Genomic DNA, 17,223 nt, shown 5'->3' with positions numbered 1-17,223 from the left:
CAGGGCGTTGCGCAGACCGTTACACCTGACCACTGGTAAGTCAATATCCATCGCCAAGACGGCCGACAGCGATGATGGATATTGGGACTTGACACCAGCTTCAGAGCGGTTCACCTTGTCGGACAACCGCCTGGAACTGACCACTGGTAAGGCTGAGTGACCGTTTCGGGATCAGTCCCCGTCCTGAAGGGAAACGCGATGTCCCACCCCCGCCCCGGACCTCGCCGTACGCTGTGGCGCGGCCTGGCCGCCGCCGCCACGGCACTCGGCTGCAGCGGCGCGGCGCTGGCCGTGATGGGCGCCGGCCGCGCCGAGTCCGCCGCCCTGTCCGTGCAGTACCGCGCCGGGACCACCGGTACGACCGCGGACGAGGCAGAGCCCTGGTTCAAGATCACCAACACCTCGTCCTCGGCCGTGGACCTGTCGCATGTCACGCTGCGCTACTACTTCACGGCCGACGGCGCCTCCTACCGGTTCGCGTGCGCCTGGGCCGTGCTCGGCTGCGGAAAGATCAACGGCACGGTCGGCCAACTGGCCGCGCCCAGCGCGACGGCCGACCGCTACCTGCAGATCTCCTTCACCGGCGGCACCCTGGCGCCCGGCGCCGACACCGGCGACATCCAGCTACGGCTGTGGCGGTCCGACTGGCAGCCGGTCGACCAGGGCGACGACTACTCGTTCGCCCCGCAGAGCGCCTACACCACCTGGAACAAGGTCGCCGCCTACCAGGACGCGACCCTCGTGTGGGGCGTCCCGCCGTCCGGCGACACCCCGCCCACGACCCCTCCGACGAACCCGCCGAGCGGCAGCGGCGTGCTCTTCGACGATTTCGACTACAGCGGACCGTCCGACCCGGCGCTGGGCGCGCACGGCTGGTCGGTCCGCACCTCGTCGGGCGGCCCCGGCGTCCCCGGAGCCACCTGGTCGGCCGGCGCCGTCAGCTTCCCCGCGGACCCCGCCGCGTCCGGCAACAGGCTCATGCAGCTGGACGCCAGGACGGACGGCACCGCCGGGGGCACCGTCCAGGCCGAGGTCGACACCACCCAGCGCAAGTTCTTCGAAGGCACCTACGCGGCCCGCGTCTACCTCACGGACGCCCCGGTCTCCGGGCCTGACGGCGATCACGTCGTGCAGACCTACTACACGATCTCGCCGCTCGACCGCGACAACGATCCCACCTACAGCGAACTGGACTTCGAGTACCTGCCCAACGGCGGGTGGGGCGACGACGGCCCCCGCATGTACGCCACGACCTGGTACACCTACACCAACGACCCCTGGTCCAAGGACAACGACTACCACAGCGAGCTGCGCAGCCTTCAGGGCTGGCACACGCTGGTCATGACGGTCGCGGGCGGCACGGTCACCTACTACATCGACGGCGCGCCCTACTACTCCACCAGCGGCAAGTACTACCCGCGCAAGGCCATGACCATCGACTTCAACCAGTGGTTCATCAGCGGCGAGCTGCTCGGCAGCAGCACGCCGCGTACGTGGCGCGAGCAGATGGACTGGGTCTACTTCGCCGGCGGCAAGGCCCTCACGCCCGCGCAGGTGGACGCACAGGTCTCCGGCCTGCGCTCGGCCGGGACGACCTTCACCGACACCGTCCCCGGCACCTCCTGACCTCTCCGCTTCCGACGTGCCGCGTCACCGCGTGGAGACGCGGCACGTTCGCGGCACCGGGCCGCAATCGGCCACAAATTCCACCTTGTCCGAACACAGCCAAACAGGTACAACCAGGACAGCCACGAAATTCGAACGCGTTCGCTCACCTCCTGGAGCCCCGCCATGCGTCGAATTCTTCGCACCTCCGCCCTGTCGGCCGCAAGCGCCGGCCCGCTCCCCCGCGCGCCGTGTTAGGAAAAGGGAGCCGTCCCTCTCTCGCCCTGTCCACCGTTCTCGTGCTGATCGGCGTGCTTCTCCTCGGCGTGGGGCGCGCCGAGGCGGCCGTCACGAACAGCCAGCTGCTGAATCCGGTCTCGGGAAAGTGCCTGGATGTTACCGGTAACACCAGTACCGACGGGACGCAGGTGGAGCTCTGGACCTGCAACGGAGGCGCCAACCAGCAGTGGACGTCGACGTCCGCGAACGAACTGCGCGTGACGATCGGCGGGGCGACCAAGTGCCTCGACGCGTCCGGGCAGGGCACCTCCGACGGCACGAAGGCCGTCATCTGGACGTGCGACGGCGGCACGAACCAGAAGTGGAACCTCGGCGCAGACCAGACCGTCGTCGGCACCCAGTCGGGCAAGTGCCTGGACGCCGACGCGGACGGCACGGCGGACGGCACGATCGTCCAGCTCTGGACGTGCAAGACGCCCGGTGACAACAACCAGCGATGGATTCCGCCGAGCACGTCGACCAGCCTCACGATCAACGGCACCGGTGACGGAAGGGTCTTCGACGGCGTCGGCGCGATCAGCGGCGGAGGCGGCAACAGCCGGCTGCTGATCGACTATCCGGAGCCGCAGCGCTCCCAGATCCTGGACTACCTGTTCAAGCCCGACTACGGCGCGAACGTCCAGCTGCTCAAGCTGGAGGTGGGCGGCGACGCCAACTCCACCGACGGCGCGGAGCCCAGCATCGAGCACACCCGCGGGACGGTGAACTGCAACGCCGGGTACGAGTTCTGGCTGGGTGAGCAGGCCAAGGCCCGTAATCCCGACATCAAGCTGTACGGGCTGGCGTGGGCCGGGCCGGGCTGGATCGGCGGCGGCAACTGGTGGTCGCAGGACGCGATCGACTACCTGATCTCCTGGCTGGACTGCGCGAAGAGCCACGGCCTCACCGTCGACTACCTCGGCGGCCGCAACGAGAAGGGCCACGACAAGACCTGGTACGAGAACCTCCACCAGGCCCTCGCCGCCCGCGGATACGGCAACGTCAAGGTCGTCGGTGACGACACCGGCTGGAGCGTCGCCGACGACATGGTGAAGGACCCGGCGTTCAACGCCGCCGTCGACATCGTGGGCGTCCACTATCCGTGCGGCTACCTCTCCGACTCGACGACCTGCAACTCGACCGCGAACGCGCTCGCCACCGGCAAGCAGTTGTGGGCGAGCGAGAACGGCTCCCTCGACATCGACGGCGGCGCCGCCGCGCTGATCCGCTCCATCACCAGGGGCTACATCGACGGCAGGATGACCGCCTACCTCAACTGGCCGGTGATCGCCGCCCTCACGCCCAACCTGCCCTACGCGACCGTCGGACTCGCGGTCGCGCCGTCCCCCTGGTCCGGCTCCTACCGGCTCGGCAAGGAGACCTGGGCGATGGCGCAGGTCACCCAGTTCGTCAAACCCGGCTGGCGGTTCATCGACTCCGCGAGCGGATACCTCGGCGGCGCCCGCTCCAACGGCAGTTACGTCACGCTGAAGAACGGCACCGACTACAGCACGATCGTCGAGACGGCCGGCGCGGGCACCGCCCACACCCTCAACGTCAACGTCACGGGCGGCCTGTCCACCGGCACCGTCCACGTGTGGGCGACGAACCTGAACTCGGGCGACTACTTCATCAGGCAGCCCGACATCACGCCGTCCGGCGGCGGCTACAAGCTCACCCTGCAGCCCGGTTCCATCTACTCGCTCACCACCACGACCGGACAGGCCAAGGGCACCGCCGCGGGCCCCGCCCAGCACGGCCTCGCCCTCCCCTACCGCGACGGCTTCGACACGTACGGGTCCGGTTCCGAGGCCAAGTACGTGTCCGACATGCAGGGCGCGTTCGAGGTACGCGCCTGCCTGAACGGACGCGGCGGCAACTGCCTGCAACAGGTCGCCCCGGTCAAGCCCATCGAGTGGCAGGGGGACAGTGACGCGTACGCCCTCGTCGGTGACACCGCCTGGACGAACTACACGGCCTCGGTCGACGTCGACCTGCAACAGGCCGGAACGGTCAAGCTGGTCGGCCGGGCGGGCGCCCAGTCCCGTCCCCAGGATCGGCAGTCCGGATACGAGTTCCGCGTGGGCGACGGCGGCTCGTGGACGCTCGGCAAGCGCGACACCGGCGGCACCCTCACGACCCTGGCGAACGGTACGACCACCGCCCTCGGCCTCGGCCGCTGGCACACGCTGGCGCTCAGCATGCAGGGCAGCACCATCACCGCGAAGCTGGACGGCGCCACCCTGGGGACCGTCACCGACGGCACGTACGCCTCCGGGCAGGTCGGCTTCGGCGTCGCGGGCTACCAGACCGACCAGTTCGACAACCTCTCGATCAGCTAGCCCCGATTCCCTCGCCACCCCCTGGAGCCCCTGCCATGCGTCGGATTCTTCATGCCCTCGTCGTGCCGGCCGTCGCCGCGGCCTGCCTGTTCGGTCCTCCCGCCCGGGCGGCCACTCCCGTGACGCCCACCCTCACGCCGCCGATGGGCTGGAACAGCTGGAACCACTTCGGCTGCAACATCAGCGAGTCCCTGATCAAGGGCGTCGCCGACGCCATGGTCGCGAACGGCCTGGACAAGGTCGGCTACAAGTACGTCAACATCGACGACTGCTGGATGGCCTCGAGCCGCGACTCCAGTGGGCATCTCCAGGCCGACCCGACCCGCTTCCCGTCCGGGATCAAGGCCGTCGCCGACTACGTCCACGGCAAGGGCCTCAAGCTCGGCGTCTACGAGTCCGCCGGCACGGCCACCTGCGCCGGCCGGGAAGCCTCGACCACGAGACGACCGACGCGAACAGCTTCGCCGCCTGGGGCGTCGACTATCTCAAGTACGACAACTGCAACAACCAGGGCCGGCCCGCCGCCCAGCGCTACAAGACGATGGGCGACGCGCTGAAGGCCACCGGCCGGCCGATCGTCTACAGCCTGTGCGACTGGGGAGAGGAGTCGCCCTGGGTGTTCGGCCCGGACAGCGGCGGCAGCCTGTGGCGGACGACCGGCGACATCAGCGACTCGTGGTCCAGCGTGACCTCCCTGCTGGACCAGCAGGCCGGGCTGGAGCTCTTCTCGCACCCCAGCGCCTGGAACGACCCGGACATGCTCGAGGTCGGCAACGGCGGCATGACCGACACCGAGTACCGCGCGCATTTCTCCCTCTGGGCGCTGCTCAACGCCCCGCTGATCCTCGGCAACGACCTGCGCTCGATGAGCACCGCCACCAAGACCATCATCACCAACCCCGACGTCGTCGCCGTCGACCAGGACTGGGGCGGCTCCCAGGGCCGCCGCATGCGCGACCTGGGCGGCGGCCTGCAGGTATGGGCCAAGCCGATGTCGGACGGCTCGGTGACCACCGTGCTCCTCAACCGGTCCGGATCGGCCGCCACCATCACGACCAGCGCCGCCGAGCTCGGGCTGGGCGGGTCCAGCTCGTACGGTCTCAAGGACCTCTGGAGTGGAAGCACCTCGACCACGTCGGGAACGATCTCGTCGAGCGTGCCGAGCCACGGCGTGGTGATGTACCGCGTCACCCGGGCCGGGACCCTGGCGGCCCCGCGCGCCGCCGGCACGTACCAGGTCAGCGACCTCACCTGGCTCGCCGGCAGCAATGGCTGGGGCCCGGTGGAGCGCGACCGGTCGAACGGCGAGCAGGCCGCGGGCGACGGGCACACGCTGACCATCGGCACGACGACGTACGCCAAGGGCCTGGGGGCCCACGCCGACTCGGCCGTGCATGTGTGGCTCGGCGGCTCCTGCAGCCGGTTCACGGCGGACGTCGGGATCGACTCCGAGGTCGGCTCCGGCAAGGGCAGCGTCCGCTTCGCGGTGTACGGTGACGGCCGGCTGATCACCTACACCGACGTCAAGTCGTACGGCGCGGCCACGGGCCTCACGGCTCCGGTCGGTGGCACCCGCACGCTGGAACTGCGCGTGACCGACGCCCGCGACGGCATCGACTACGACCACGCCGACTGGGGCAACGCCTCCATCACCTGCTGATCTCCGTTCTCCACCGGCCCGTGCCCCGGCTGCGACCCGGGCCACGGGCCGGCGCGCGCCTCGCCGGCGGGTGGTCGGCCCTGCTCGGGGCGACGTCGCTGTTCGCTTGGCGGAAAGACGACGTCGGCAGATCCACGCCACACCAAGATCTTCCAATTGCCGGATCTCCGGTACATGCTGCGGATGATCATTTTCCACCGGACGGGCGGGGGCACCGATCGGGCGCGGTAAGGAGTCACCGTTCATGCACTGGTCAGAACCTCCTGGGCGCACGGCGCCGAGGCCGACGAGACGCCGGAAGAGGGGCTGGTTGCTCTCCGCCACGCTCGCGGCGGCGCTCCTGGCATGTGGGGGTGGTTCCGCGGCGGCCCTCTCCGGCAAGAAGACCGCGCCCGCCGACCCGGCCGGCCCGCTGAGCGCGCTGCCGCCGGCGTCCGCGGCCCAGGTCGCCGCAGCCCCGGGCGCGCACGGCGGAACGACCGTGACACTGATCACCGGTGAACGCGTTCACGTCAGCGGCTCCGCCGGTCGGCAGCAGGTCTCCGTCAGCCCGAGCGCGTCGGGCGACGTGCCCCTGGTCGACACGTTCACCGTGAGCGGCGACCTGTACGTGGTGCCGCGTGACGCGGGCCCGTACCTGGGAACGCTGCTCGATCGGCGGTTGTTCGACGTCAGCCTGCTGACCCGCCTCGGCTTCGACGACGCCCGCCAGAAGGCCATTCCGGTCACGGTCGGCTGGAAGGCGGATCGGCACCCGGTCGCCGCGCCGGGAGTCGCCACCCCTATCAAGGGGAGGACGACCTCGGGCAGCGTCGACAAGTCGCGGGCCACGGCGTTCGGCGCCGCGCTGGCATCCAGGTTCGCCGCCGACCGGCATGTCCCCGCAGGACGCGTACCGGCCAGAGTCACCGGGAAGGCCGGTGGCCTGGACGACGTGAACGCCGTCTCGCTCGCCGTGCCGACCGGGCCGGAACCGTTCCTCCCGGCATCCGGTGACGCCGCGCGGCCGGCGGGCGGCCAGGCCGCACCACGGGCGACGGTGGGCGGCACGCCGGACGGCGGTGAGACCGCGACGAGCGGGGTCCGGCTGTACACGCTGACGATCGACGCCATCGAGCGGGACGGTCAGCCGGGATACGCGCGGATCGACGTCCAGAACCTGGACGACCTGCGGCACTACTGGAGCGTCAGCTGGGCAGGCCCGGACCAGCCGGTCGCCTTGAGCGTGCCGGCCGGCCGGTACAGCATCGAGGCGTTCGTCGGGACGCCGGTCGCCTCGTCGCTGTACCAGACCTCGACGTTCGTGGCGCTGCCCGACGTCGATGTCCGCAAGGACCGGTCGGTGACCGCCGACGCGCGCACCGCCGAACCGATGACGATCAAGACGCCCCGGCCGTCCGAGACGGGGATGGTCGGCCTCAGCTACACGCGCGAGGGGGCCGACGGCCGGGAGTTCGCGGGCACCGTCCTCGGGTTCGGCCGGTCCGAGCTGCTGCAGGTGTTCGGGCCCGGGCAGGAGTACCCGGATCTGCGCACCTTCGCGACACCGACCGGCGCGCACGGCGTCGGGACTCTTCACTTCGCGGATTCGTGGCTGCTCGAGCCGCCCAGTCGCGGCTTCGGCGCGAATCCCGCCTACGCCTACTACCTGGACTACTCGAGCGACGGCGGCGTGCCGAAACGGCTCGATCACGACCTCGGCGCCCGCGATCTCGCCACGGTCCAGGAGAACTACACGGCCGACCGGCCGGGCCAGGGGGCCGAGTTCTTCGCGCCCCACCACGCCTGGAGCCCGTACGACTCCTACCTCAGCGTGTACAACTTCGCCCTTCCGGGGACGCGCACCAACTACTTCGGCGGCTCGGGTTCTCCGGTCTGGCAACCCGCCGTCTTCGACGACGTCAACGACTCCGCGGCGTCGGTGGTCGGCACCGCCCGCGCGTACGAGCCCGGCCGCCAGACGAGCGAGAGCTGGCTGCGCGGCCCGCTGGTGCCCACTCCCACGGCCGAGTCCGGGCTGGTGGCTCCCAGCGCCGCCGCCGATGGGCACGGCTTCCTGTGCCCGGTGTGCCGGCAGGACGACAACATGGTCTTCGACGTCACCGACTACGGCGACGCGGCGGGCCACTGGGCGTATCTCCCGAGAGCGGGCGAGGACCTGAAGTTCTACCGCGACGGCGTGCTGACGCAGGAACAGCCGCGCACCGGCGGCATCTTCCCGATGCTCCCCGGCAGCGCCTCGTACAAGGTCGACTGGGTCACCCATCCCGCCCCGGCCGGGTCGCCGCTGGATTCCACGGTGGAGTCGGTGTGGACGTTCGCGTCGCGGCGCGCTCACCGGCCGGACAGGCTCCCGTCGTTCGACTACTGCGGTCCGGACGTCACCCGCGGGTGTTCGCTGCTCCCGCTCGTCTTCGCGGGCTACGACCTCGACGTCGACCAGTCGGGCCGGGCGCCGGCGGACCGGCCGGAGACGTTCCGGCTCACCGGCTACCACCAGGCGCACGAGACGAACGCCTCGCCGGTCACGAAGGCGGCGGTCGAGGTCTCCTTCGACGACGGAGCGACCTGGACCGCGGTCAGCGACGTACGGGCAGACCACGGCGGCTTCGCGGTGACGATGCCCGCCGGTCCACCCGCGGGCGGGACCTCCACCGGCTACGTCTCACTCCGCACCCTGTTGACGGACGCGTCCGGAAGTGCGCTGTCCCAGACGATCATCCGCGCCTACGCGCTGCCGCCCACGTCCGCCGGCACCGCCCGGTCCCACGGCCGGTGAGGAGATCCCCGATGAACCGACGTCATTCTCCACGCCGCGGCGTCCTGCTGGGCGCGGCCGTCTGCGCGGCCGCCCTGCTCGCCGGCGGCAGCACGCGCGCCGACACCGGTCCCCGGCCCGCGGACACGAGCGCCGCGGCCCCGTCCGTACGCAACGCGTGCGGCACGCCCTCGCCCGGGCACCCGAGCTGCATGGCGGTGGTGCGCACCGCGGGACCGGCCGGACCGGCGCTGGCCGCGACGAGCCCGGCCGGGTACGGGCCCGCTGATCTGCAGGCCGCGTACCGTCTCACGTCGGCGGCGAAGGGCGGCGCCGGACAGACGATCGCGATCGTCGACGCGTTCGACGACCCGAACGCCGAGGCCGACCTGGCGGTCTACCGCCGACAGTACGGGCTCCCGCCGTGTACGGAGGCCAACGGCTGCTTCCACAAGGTCAACCAGCGAGGCGCCGCCACACCGCTCCCCTCGCCCGACAGCGGGTGGGCCCTGGAGGAGTCGCTGGACGTCCAGATGGCCTCGGCCGTCTGCCCGAACTGCCACATCCTGCTGGTCGAGGCGGACGACAACCAGGACGAGAGCCTGGGGGCCTCGGTGGACACCGCCGCCAGGCTGCACGCGAACGCCATCTCCAACAGTTACGGCGAACCCGAGTACGTGGGGGTGGCCCACATGGAGGGCCACTTCGACCACCCGGGCGTCGCCATCACCGCGTCATCGGGCGACTCCGGGCTCGGCGTGGGCTATCCGGCCGCGTCCGCGCACGTGATCGCGGTCGGCGGGACGACGCTGTGGCCCGCGGACAACGCGCGGGGCTGGCAGGAGACCGCTTGGGCGGGGGCCGGCAGCGGATGTTCCACCCAGATCGCCAAGCCCGCCTGGCAGACCGACAAGGTCTGCACGCACCGTACGGTGGCGGACGTGGCCGCCGTGGCCGACCCCTACACCGGCGTCGCGGTCCATGACACGTACGGCGTCGGCGGGTGGGTCACCGTGGGCGGAACGAGCGCGTCGTCACCGATCATCGCCGCCGTCTACGCCCTCGCCGGAAACGCCGCGACGGTGAACGCCGCGGCCTACCCCTACGCCCACCGCGCGCGGCTCTTCGACGTCACGAGCGGCACCAACGCCGGCTGCTATCCGGCGTACCTCTGCACGGCCGGACGCGGCTACGACGGCCCGACCGGACTCGGCACCCCCAACGGCACAGACGCCTTCTAGGCCTCGAACGAAAGATGTTCAACATGAGGATTCTTCCGTGGCGGAAACCCGGGGCCTCGGCGCGGTCGGCCATCACCGCGATGTCGCTGGGCGTCGCTCTGATCGCCGTCCCGGCCGGCGCGGTGTCGGCGGACACGCCCACCGCGTCGCGAACGGCGAGTGCCGCGAGCTCGTGCCATGCGACCTGGTCGGCCGTCGAGGCGCCGAACAACGCCGAGGCGCTCAGCCTGAGTTCGTCGAACTCCGGTCAGTCGTACACCAGCGCCCCGATCGGCGCGGTGGACGTCCTTTCCGGCCGCAGCGTCTGGATCGCGGCCACCGACCGGTCCTGGACGCAGGCTCCCTATCCGTCCGGCAACAACATCTCCGACATTGAGCGCTATGACGGCACCAGATGGGTGCGCAGCCACAGCCCCAGCGTCCCGATCGACGCGGGCTCCGGTCTGGCGACGCTGACCAGCCTGAAGTTCGATTCGCCCGATGACGGGTGGGCCGCGGGGTACTACCTGGGCGCGTCCTTCAGCCCGCTGGTCGAACACTGGGACGGCACCCGGTGGACGATCAGCCCGGCGCTGAGCTATCCGGCCCAGCAGGATCCGGGCGGGACCGTGACCGGCCTCGCCGCGTTCTCGGCCACGGACGCCTGGATCAGTGTCGCCCGGCCCACCGGCGGCAACGGCCTGCACCCGAGCCTGGTGGAGCACTGGGACGGTAGGTCCTGGACGTATGTCGACTATCCGCTCGCACAGACGTCGGCCGTCCCCGTCGTGACCGCGCTGTACGGCCGGGCCAAGAACGACATCTGGCTCGCGGCCGGCGTCCAGGGCGGCGAGGACGCGATGCACTGGGACGGCGCCAAGTGGTCCGTCGTGCCGATGCCCCTGCCCACCGGCGCCGGCAACTGGACCGTCTCCAGCTTGTCGGCGACGTCCGCCCACGACCTGTGGGCGGTCGGTGCCTGGAAGGGCCCGAACGGCATAGCGCCGCTGACCGAGCACTGGGACGGCGCCAAGTGGACGGTCCTTCCGGCGCCCGTCCCGGGCGACTCGCCGGTCGGCACGCTCTCCTCGGTGGCCGCGATCTCCGCCTCGGACGCCTGGGCGGTCGGCTCCTACAAGCAGGGGCCCACACCGCCGGGCAACGGGGGCACCAACCTCATCGAGCACTGGGACGGGCAGAAGTGGACGGCGGTGCCCGCACCCGGCGGCTCCCCGGCCGACTCCGCGACCCTGTCGTCGGTCTCCGCCGGTTCCGCCACGAACGTGTGGGCGGCCGGGCGCATGGAGGTGCCGAACGCCGCCGGTTCCTCGACGGCACCGCAGCTGTTCCACTACGGCTGCGCGACGGCGCGCTGACCACCGACGACGAATACGGCCCGGCCGGGAACGTCTCCCGGCCGGGCCGCCGTCATGGCCGGCCATGACCTCACCGCCGGGCGTTGACACTCCTTAAGGTCGCCGGCGGGTTGCGTAGCCGGGTGCGCAGCAGCCATCCGCCCGCGAAGGCGAGCGCCGCCACGCCGATGGGCCAGACGCGCCGCCACGGAGGCTCTCGCCGTGGGCTCCGGCCGGCGGGCCGGTCCCCCTCCGTGGCAGGTGCGGGGACACCGCCCGTCTCCGGCGACGACTGGACGGGCGCGACGGGATCAGGAGCGCCATCGCCGGCGATCGCGTCCAGCTCGGCGGCCGTCTGCAGCCACCGTTCCCGCCATTTTGTCCAGTCGCCGCCACAGACCCGTACGAACTCGCGCACCACCCTTTCGGTCGGCAACTGGTAGCCGGCCGTCGCGGCGGCGAGTGCGCTCTTGGACACCTCGCAAGAGAGCGCCATCTTCCAGAACGGCAGGTCACCCGCCTCAGCCCGCAACGCTCGCAACTCGCATGCGAACCGCTCCACCGGGCCCAACTCTGGATCCACCGATCGCATCCGTCGTCCCATGTCACTCCCCCACTGACTGTAACTGGACAAAACGGTCACCACAATTGTCCACATCACTTCATACGGGACAATCCCTGAGATAGGAAAGGGTCGTGACCCGTCAGACAGCCAGGTATCCCTTGACACGACGCAGCAAATGAGAGAGAGGAACGAACACTACACCAAAGTGGTATTGCATTTGGCCAAGCGACGGCATCAGCTATGAGTGAGCCGAAACAAGGCCTCGGCGGGTCAGCCGAAATCCGCCACGGCCGGCCCGGGGGCGCGCGCATCGCACACCGGCTCCGGATGGCGATAAGGCAGCACGGGGTGAACTCATCAAAGGCGTCCAGCGGAGCCATGAACCGACAAAGGAAGGTGGTGTGATATGACGGACCGAATCCTGGTCACGGGCAGTAACGGAATGCTCGGCGGCGCTCTCGTGCGGCGATTGGCCGCCGACGGCCATGAGGTCCGCGGCCTGGACTTGCAAGCGACGCCCGGTTCACATGAAATGGGAGAATGTTTTACGGGTGATGTCCGCGACGACTCACTGATGACCAAGGCGGTTGCGGGTGCGGATGCCGTGGTGCACACTGCGGCGGCGCTGCCGAGCTATCCGGATGAGCAGATCAGAAGCGTCATCGTCGGTGGCACCCGAAACATGCTGGAAGCGGCGTACCGGGCGGGCGTTCCGCGAGTGGTCCACATTTCCTCCACTGCCGTCTACGGGCTACCGAAACTCGTCCCGACCCCGGAGAGCCATCCGCGCCGCCCAGTGGACGTCTACAGCACCGCGAAGGCCTCCGCGGAGGAGGTGGCTGAGCAGTTCCGCGACCGCGGTCAATGCCTGTCCATCCTGCGTCCGAAGACCTTTCTCGGCCCTGGCCGGATGGGATTGTTCGCGATGCTGTTCGAGTGGGCCGACGAAGGACGCAACTTCCCCGTTCTCGGCCGCGGTGACGTGCGCATCCAGATGCTGGACATCGAGGATCTGGTGGACGCGGTCGTGCTCGCCCTGCGCGGTCCCGAACACCGCGTCGCGGGGACGTTCAACATCGGTGCCGAACGATTCGGCACACTTCGCGAGGACTTCCAAGCCGTGCTCGACGCCGCGGGTCACGGAAAACGGGTGGTGTCGCTCCCGGCCAAGCCGGCGCTGACGGCACTTCGCATGCTCGAGCGAGCACGGCTTTCCCCGGTGTACGGACGGCTGCTTCACAAGCTGCTCGCCGATTCCTACGTCAGCGTCGACCTCGCGCGGGAGCAACTCGGCTTTCGGCCGCGGCGGTCGAACCAAGACGCGATCCTGCGCACCTTCGCCTGGTGGAGAGAAGAGCGTGAAGCGAACCAGGCTCGTAGCTCCGGCGCCACCTCAAAGGACGCATGGCGGCAAGGCGCGCTCGCGCTCACCAAGGCCTTTTTCTGACCTGCCGGCCCGGAGCCCTCTCCCCGGCGACTTCTCAGCAACGCCCTCCAGCCCTGCCACCACACGGAGACCGCGATGCATACCGTTGACCCGGCCGAATCGGGTCCGACCGTCCGCGAAGGACGTCGGGCCTCACCCGCGCCGGACCCCATCCCCCGTTCACTCGTCCGAGACCTGATCGCAGTATCACGTCCGCGGCAGTGGGCGAAGACACTGTTGGTCGTTCCCCTTCCTCTGCTCTGGGCGCGAAGCTGGTCGGCCTCGGAGGTTCGAAGGGTCTGCCTGGCGATCGCGGTCTTCACACTCGTGTCCTGCGTGACCTATGTCGTGAACGACATCGCCGATCGGGAACGTGACAGGCAGCATCCCGTCAAACGGCTGCGCCCCATCGCCGCCGGCCGGTTTCCGGTGTACGGAGCCTGGCTGTACGCCGCGGCGCTGGCGGGCCTGCTCTTCGTGATACTCATCGGCTGGCGGCAGATCGGCTGGTGGCCGGTCCTCGCCTACCTCGGCATGAACGCCGTCTACAGCCGCGGCCTCAAGCACGTGCCACTGGTGGACGTGTTCTTGATCGCCGTTGGGTTCCTCCTGCGGCTGATCCAGGGATACCTGGCCATCGGGGAACCGGTCTCCGGCTGGCTGTTGCTCTGTGTCCTCTGCCTGTGCCTGATGTTGAGCCTCGGCAAGCGGAGACACGAACTCGTCACCGTCGGCGCCGGCCACCGCCCATCGCTGCAGGGCTACTCGGTGGCACTCGTCGATCAGCTGATCCTCCTCAACGCCGCGCTCACGCTCATGGCGTACGTCCTCTATCTCGTCTCCGGCGCACGATTCGGCACGCAGGCGCAGGCCATCGCGTTTCTGTCGATCCCGGTCGGGCTCTTCGCCGTTTCGCGCTACCTGCAACTGATCCTCGTGCGGCAGGGCGGCGGCGAACCGGTGGAGACCCTGATGCGGGACGGAGTCCTCGTCGCCGACTTCGCGCTCTGGACCCTCCTCCTCGGCACGGCGACGATCGACACCCATTATCCCGGCCTCGCCCACGCCATTTTTTAACGAGGTCCGTTTTTCCGAGAGCTGAACACGCCTATGCAGGGATGGAGAACGAATGGGCGAGCTGCTCACCCTCGACGATACCGAACAACTCAGCGTCGCCGAGGTGCACAAGCTGTACCGGAAATTCGTGAATCGAAGCCAGGTCTCGCTCATGACGTCGTTCGGCTTCGGCAAGGAACTCGTCGAGCGTGCGGAAGGCCCGTGGATATATACCCGGGACGGCCGCCGAATCCTGGACTTCACCGGTGGGGTCGGCGTCCTCAACCACGGCCACAACCACCCGCGCATCCTGGCCGCCAGGAAGAAGTTCGCCGAACGTCACCGAATGGAGGTGCACAAGACCTACTTCTCCCCCTATGTCGCCGCGCTGAGTCACAATCTCGCGCAGCTGTTGCCCGGTGACCTCGACATGTCCTTCTTCCCGAACTCCGGGGCCGAGGCGGTCGAGGGCGCGGTCAAGCTGGCCTACAAGTACCACAACGGCAAGCGGAACACGATCCTGCACGCCGACATCAGCTTCCACGGAAAGCTGCTCGGCAGCGGCAGCCTCACCGGCGGCGCGCAGAACCATTTCGCCTTCCCCGGAATCCCCGGCGTCCGCGCCTACCCGTACGGCGATCTCGACGCCGTGCGGCGGCTCGTCGCCGAGGCCCGGACCGAACGCGGCGGCTGCGACGTGTACGCGATTCTCATCGAACCGTTCAGCGCCTCCACCATGCGCTGGTGCTCCGAGGAGTTCCTGCGGGGGCTGCGCGAGCTGTGCACGGCCGAGGACATCGTGTTGATCTTCGATGAGATCTACACCGGGTGGGGGAAGACCGGCAGCCTCTTCTACTTCATGCGGTATGAGGGCCTGCTGCCCGACATCGTGACGACGTCCAAGAGCTTCGGCGGCGGAAAATCGTCGATCTCCGCCTTCATCGCCCGAGATCCGATCTTCCGCAAGGCCTACGACAGCCTCACCGACGCCCTGCTGCAGAGCACCAGCACCACGTACTACGGCTTCGGCGAAGAGACCGCGACCGCCATCGAGGCGATCAACATCGTGGTCGACGACGACTATCCGAAGCGCGCGCGGGCGATCGAGAAGGTGCTCGCCCCCGGCCTGGAGCGCATCCGGAAGGAACACCCGGACGTCATCTCCGACGTGCAGGGAGCAGGCGCCCTGTACGGGATCCACCTCGACGGCGGTCCGAAGGTCCTCGACCTGGTGGCGAAGCTCGCGCCGGGGGGCATCGCCCGTGACCCGCTGTTCCGCACCAAGTTGATCACGTGCGCGGTCATCAACGCGCTCTACCGCGACCACGACATCTACACCTACTACACGCTCAACGGCCGCAGTCCGCTGGTCGCGGCCCCGCCCCTGGTCTGCGGGACCGCCGAAGTGGAGCAGTTCCTGGAGGCCTTCGCCCAGGTGCTCGAGACCGGGCTCTCCCGGCTCCTCACCCGGTTCGTCAAGGAGAAGGTGACGTCGCTGTGGTGAGCATCCACTGCCCGGCGACCGTGCAGACGATCCTCGACAAGGTGGTGTAAGCGCATGACCACGGACGACCGGCCGCTGGTGTCGATCATCATTCCGAACTACAACTACGCCCGCACGCTCGGCATGTGCCTGCGCGCGGCGAAGAACCAGACGTACGAGCCGCTGGAGATCCTCGTCGTCGACGACGGCAGCACGGACGACTCGGTGGCGATCGCGCGGGGACTCGGCGTCTCTGTGATCTCGACGCCGGCCAACGGGGGTTGCGCGGCGGCACGTAATTTCGGCGTGGCGCGCGCCGCCGGCGAGGTGTTGTTCTTCATCGACTCCGACGTGGCCATCGCGCCCGACGCGGTGGAGGTCGCCGTCGCGCAGCTGCGCTCCGATCCCCGGATCGGCGTTACCTGCGGGATCGAGGATCCGGAGCCGCTGATCCGCGACAGCCTGCTCGAGGAGTACCGGGCGCTGCAGTACCACTACTGGTCGATCAGCGGCGAAGGCAACGTCACGTTCCTCTTCCCCGCGATGTGCGCGATGCGCAGGGAGGTCTTCGACGAGATCGGCCCGTTCAACACCCGGCTGCGGCACACCGAGGAGGTCGACTACGGCTACCGCGTGTCCCGCCGCTACGACCTGCGGCTCACCTCCGCCATCAGCGGCCGGCACGATCACGACGACAGCCTCCGCGTACTGCTGCGCAAGCTCTTCCACCGAGGCCGGATGCGCATTCCGCTGTACGCGCGGGCGCAGGCCTTCGCGCAGGGCTTCGAGACCCGGTGGCGCGCGTACGGGAGCGTGGCGGCGCTGGCCGCGTTGGCGTCGGTGGTGGTCCCGGTGGTGTTCGGCGCGGTCTGGTGGGCGGTTCCGGCGCTGCTGTTCGCCGCGTCGGTGCTGTGCGACGCGGGCCTGTACGCCTTCGTGGCGCGCCGCCGGTCGATCGCCTTCTTCGGATACTTCGTCGCGATCCACTTTCTGGTGAACGTGACGATCGCGACCGCGGCGGCGACCGGCGTACTGCAGTGGCTCACCTCCGGCACCTTCCGGCGGCTCTACGACCCCGCCCCCGGCGGCGCGCTGGAAGAGGCCGGGGCATGACGCGGCCCGCCGATTCTCGGTCATCGGAGATCGAACGTCAGATCGACGAGGCCGATGTCTCGGCGGCCGATCAGAGGACCGCACTGCCATCGCGCGGCCGATGGTGCCGGGCGACGTGGGTGCTCGTCGGTACGGCGACGGTCTGGCTGCTCGTCGTCCTCAGCGGGCGTTGGTGGCCGTCGACGCCATTGGACTTCCTGCCACCTCTCGCCTACGTGGCCGTACCGGTGATGCTGCTCGTGGCCATACCTCTTGTACGTGCCATACGAGCACCCATACCGATACGGCCGCGCCTGCTCATCGTGGCCATGGCACTCGCCGCTCTCGCCCTGGCCTTGCCCGTACGGCTTCCATGACCCGA

Annotated in this window: 12 protein-coding genes and 1 pseudogene; 12 read left to right on the top strand and 1 reads right to left on the bottom strand. The window is 69.5% G+C overall.

Going from position 1 to position 17,223, the window contains the following annotated elements:
* Nucleotides 1-198 precede the first annotated feature (198 nt).
* From ACYVF7_RS26005 to ACYVF7_RS25975, 7 genes and pseudogenes are all read left to right on the top strand, one after another.
* Nucleotides 199-1,626, top strand: coding sequence for a cellulose binding domain-containing protein (locus tag ACYVF7_RS26005; protein ID WP_460345763.1), 1,428 nt, complete (start codon nt 199-201; stop codon nt 1,624-1,626).
* 278 nt (nt 1,627-1,904) lie between these two features.
* Complete coding sequence (locus tag ACYVF7_RS26000; RefSeq protein ID WP_460345760.1) at nt 1,905-4,226, top strand: ricin-type beta-trefoil lectin domain protein; 2,322 nt, start codon at nt 1,905-1,907, stop codon at nt 4,224-4,226.
* A gap of 35 nt (nt 4,227-4,261) precedes the next feature.
* Nucleotides 4,262-5,091: pseudogene (locus tag ACYVF7_RS25995) on the top strand (glycoside hydrolase family 27 protein); the annotation flags it as partial.
* Nucleotides 5,092-5,886, top strand: a complete 795-nt coding sequence (locus ACYVF7_RS25990; RefSeq protein WP_460358122.1) for an NPCBM/NEW2 domain-containing protein — start codon at nt 5,092-5,094, stop codon at nt 5,884-5,886. It abuts the pseudogene before it with no gap.
* 310 nt (nt 5,887-6,196) lie between these two features.
* Nucleotides 6,197-8,665: a hypothetical protein gene (locus ACYVF7_RS25985; protein WP_460345757.1), complete on the top strand. Its 2,469-nt coding sequence runs from the start codon at nt 6,197-6,199 to the stop codon at nt 8,663-8,665.
* 11 nt (nt 8,666-8,676) lie between these two features.
* Entirely contained in the window at nt 8,677-9,885 is a 1,209-nt protein-coding gene (locus tag ACYVF7_RS25980) for a S53 family peptidase (protein ID WP_460345754.1), read from the top strand.
* 23 nt (nt 9,886-9,908) lie between these two features.
* Nucleotides 9,909-11,240: a hypothetical protein gene (locus ACYVF7_RS25975; protein ID WP_460345751.1), complete on the top strand. Its 1,332-nt coding sequence runs from the start codon at nt 9,909-9,911 to the stop codon at nt 11,238-11,240.
* Between the two features lie 70 nt (nt 11,241-11,310).
* Here ACYVF7_RS25975 and ACYVF7_RS25970 read toward each other — a convergent pair whose 3' ends face one another.
* Nucleotides 11,311-11,802: a hypothetical protein gene (locus ACYVF7_RS25970; protein WP_460345748.1), complete on the bottom strand. Its 492-nt coding sequence runs from the start codon at nt 11,800-11,802 to the stop codon at nt 11,311-11,313.
* A 388-nt stretch (nt 11,803-12,190) separates the two neighbouring features.
* On the opposite strand from ACYVF7_RS25970, the gene ACYVF7_RS25965 reads away from it, so the two are divergent.
* From ACYVF7_RS25965 to ACYVF7_RS25945, 5 genes are all read left to right on the top strand, one after another.
* On the top strand, nt 12,191-13,231 hold the full coding sequence (locus tag ACYVF7_RS25965; RefSeq protein WP_460345745.1) for an NAD-dependent epimerase/dehydratase family protein: 1,041 nt from the start codon (nt 12,191-12,193) through the stop codon (nt 13,229-13,231).
* A gap of 75 nt (nt 13,232-13,306) precedes the next feature.
* Nucleotides 13,307-14,287, top strand: coding sequence for a UbiA prenyltransferase family protein (locus ACYVF7_RS25960; protein ID WP_460345742.1), 981 nt, complete (start codon nt 13,307-13,309; stop codon nt 14,285-14,287).
* A gap of 52 nt (nt 14,288-14,339) precedes the next feature.
* Nucleotides 14,340-15,770, top strand: a complete 1,431-nt coding sequence (locus tag ACYVF7_RS25955; protein ID WP_460345739.1) for an aspartate aminotransferase family protein — start codon at nt 14,340-14,342, stop codon at nt 15,768-15,770.
* Nucleotides 15,771-15,824: 54 nt separating this feature from the next.
* Nucleotides 15,825-16,862: a glycosyltransferase family 2 protein gene (locus ACYVF7_RS25950; RefSeq protein ID WP_460345736.1), complete on the top strand. Its 1,038-nt coding sequence runs from the start codon at nt 15,825-15,827 to the stop codon at nt 16,860-16,862.
* A complete protein-coding gene (locus ACYVF7_RS25945) occupies nt 16,859-17,218 on the top strand; it encodes a hypothetical protein (protein WP_460345733.1) in 360 nt (119 codons plus the stop codon). Before ACYVF7_RS25950 ends, ACYVF7_RS25945 begins: the two co-directional genes overlap by 4 nt.
* The last annotated feature ends 5 nt before the right edge of the window (nt 17,219-17,223 follow it).

The sequence above is a fragment of the Actinoallomurus acanthiterrae genome, from assembly GCF_054775715.1.
Note: the sequence above shows the minus strand (reverse complement) of the source record. Positions and strands in the feature narration are given on the sequence as shown.

Excerpts from the sequence above, each read along its gene's own strand:
- ACYVF7_RS25990 (WP_460358122.1), top strand. The coding sequence starts at position 5,092 with ATGAGCACCGCCACCAAGACCATCATCACCAACCCCGACGTCGTCGCC.
- ACYVF7_RS25955 (WP_460345739.1), top strand. The coding sequence starts at position 14,340 with ATGGGCGAGCTGCTCACCCTCGACGATACCGAACAACTCAGCGTCGCC.
- ACYVF7_RS25975 (WP_460345751.1), top strand. The coding sequence starts at position 9,909 with ATGAGGATTCTTCCGTGGCGGAAACCCGGGGCCTCGGCGCGGTCGGCC.
- ACYVF7_RS25945 (WP_460345733.1), top strand. The coding sequence starts at position 16,859 with ATGACGCGGCCCGCCGATTCTCGGTCATCGGAGATCGAACGTCAGATC.
- ACYVF7_RS25965 (WP_460345745.1), top strand. The coding sequence starts at position 12,191 with ATGACGGACCGAATCCTGGTCACGGGCAGTAACGGAATGCTCGGCGGC.
- ACYVF7_RS26005 (WP_460345763.1), top strand. The coding sequence starts at position 199 with ATGTCCCACCCCCGCCCCGGACCTCGCCGTACGCTGTGGCGCGGCCTG.
- ACYVF7_RS25960 (WP_460345742.1), top strand. The coding sequence starts at position 13,307 with ATGCATACCGTTGACCCGGCCGAATCGGGTCCGACCGTCCGCGAAGGA.
- ACYVF7_RS25980 (WP_460345754.1), top strand. The coding sequence starts at position 8,677 with ATGAACCGACGTCATTCTCCACGCCGCGGCGTCCTGCTGGGCGCGGCC.
- ACYVF7_RS25950 (WP_460345736.1), top strand. The coding sequence starts at position 15,825 with ATGACCACGGACGACCGGCCGCTGGTGTCGATCATCATTCCGAACTAC.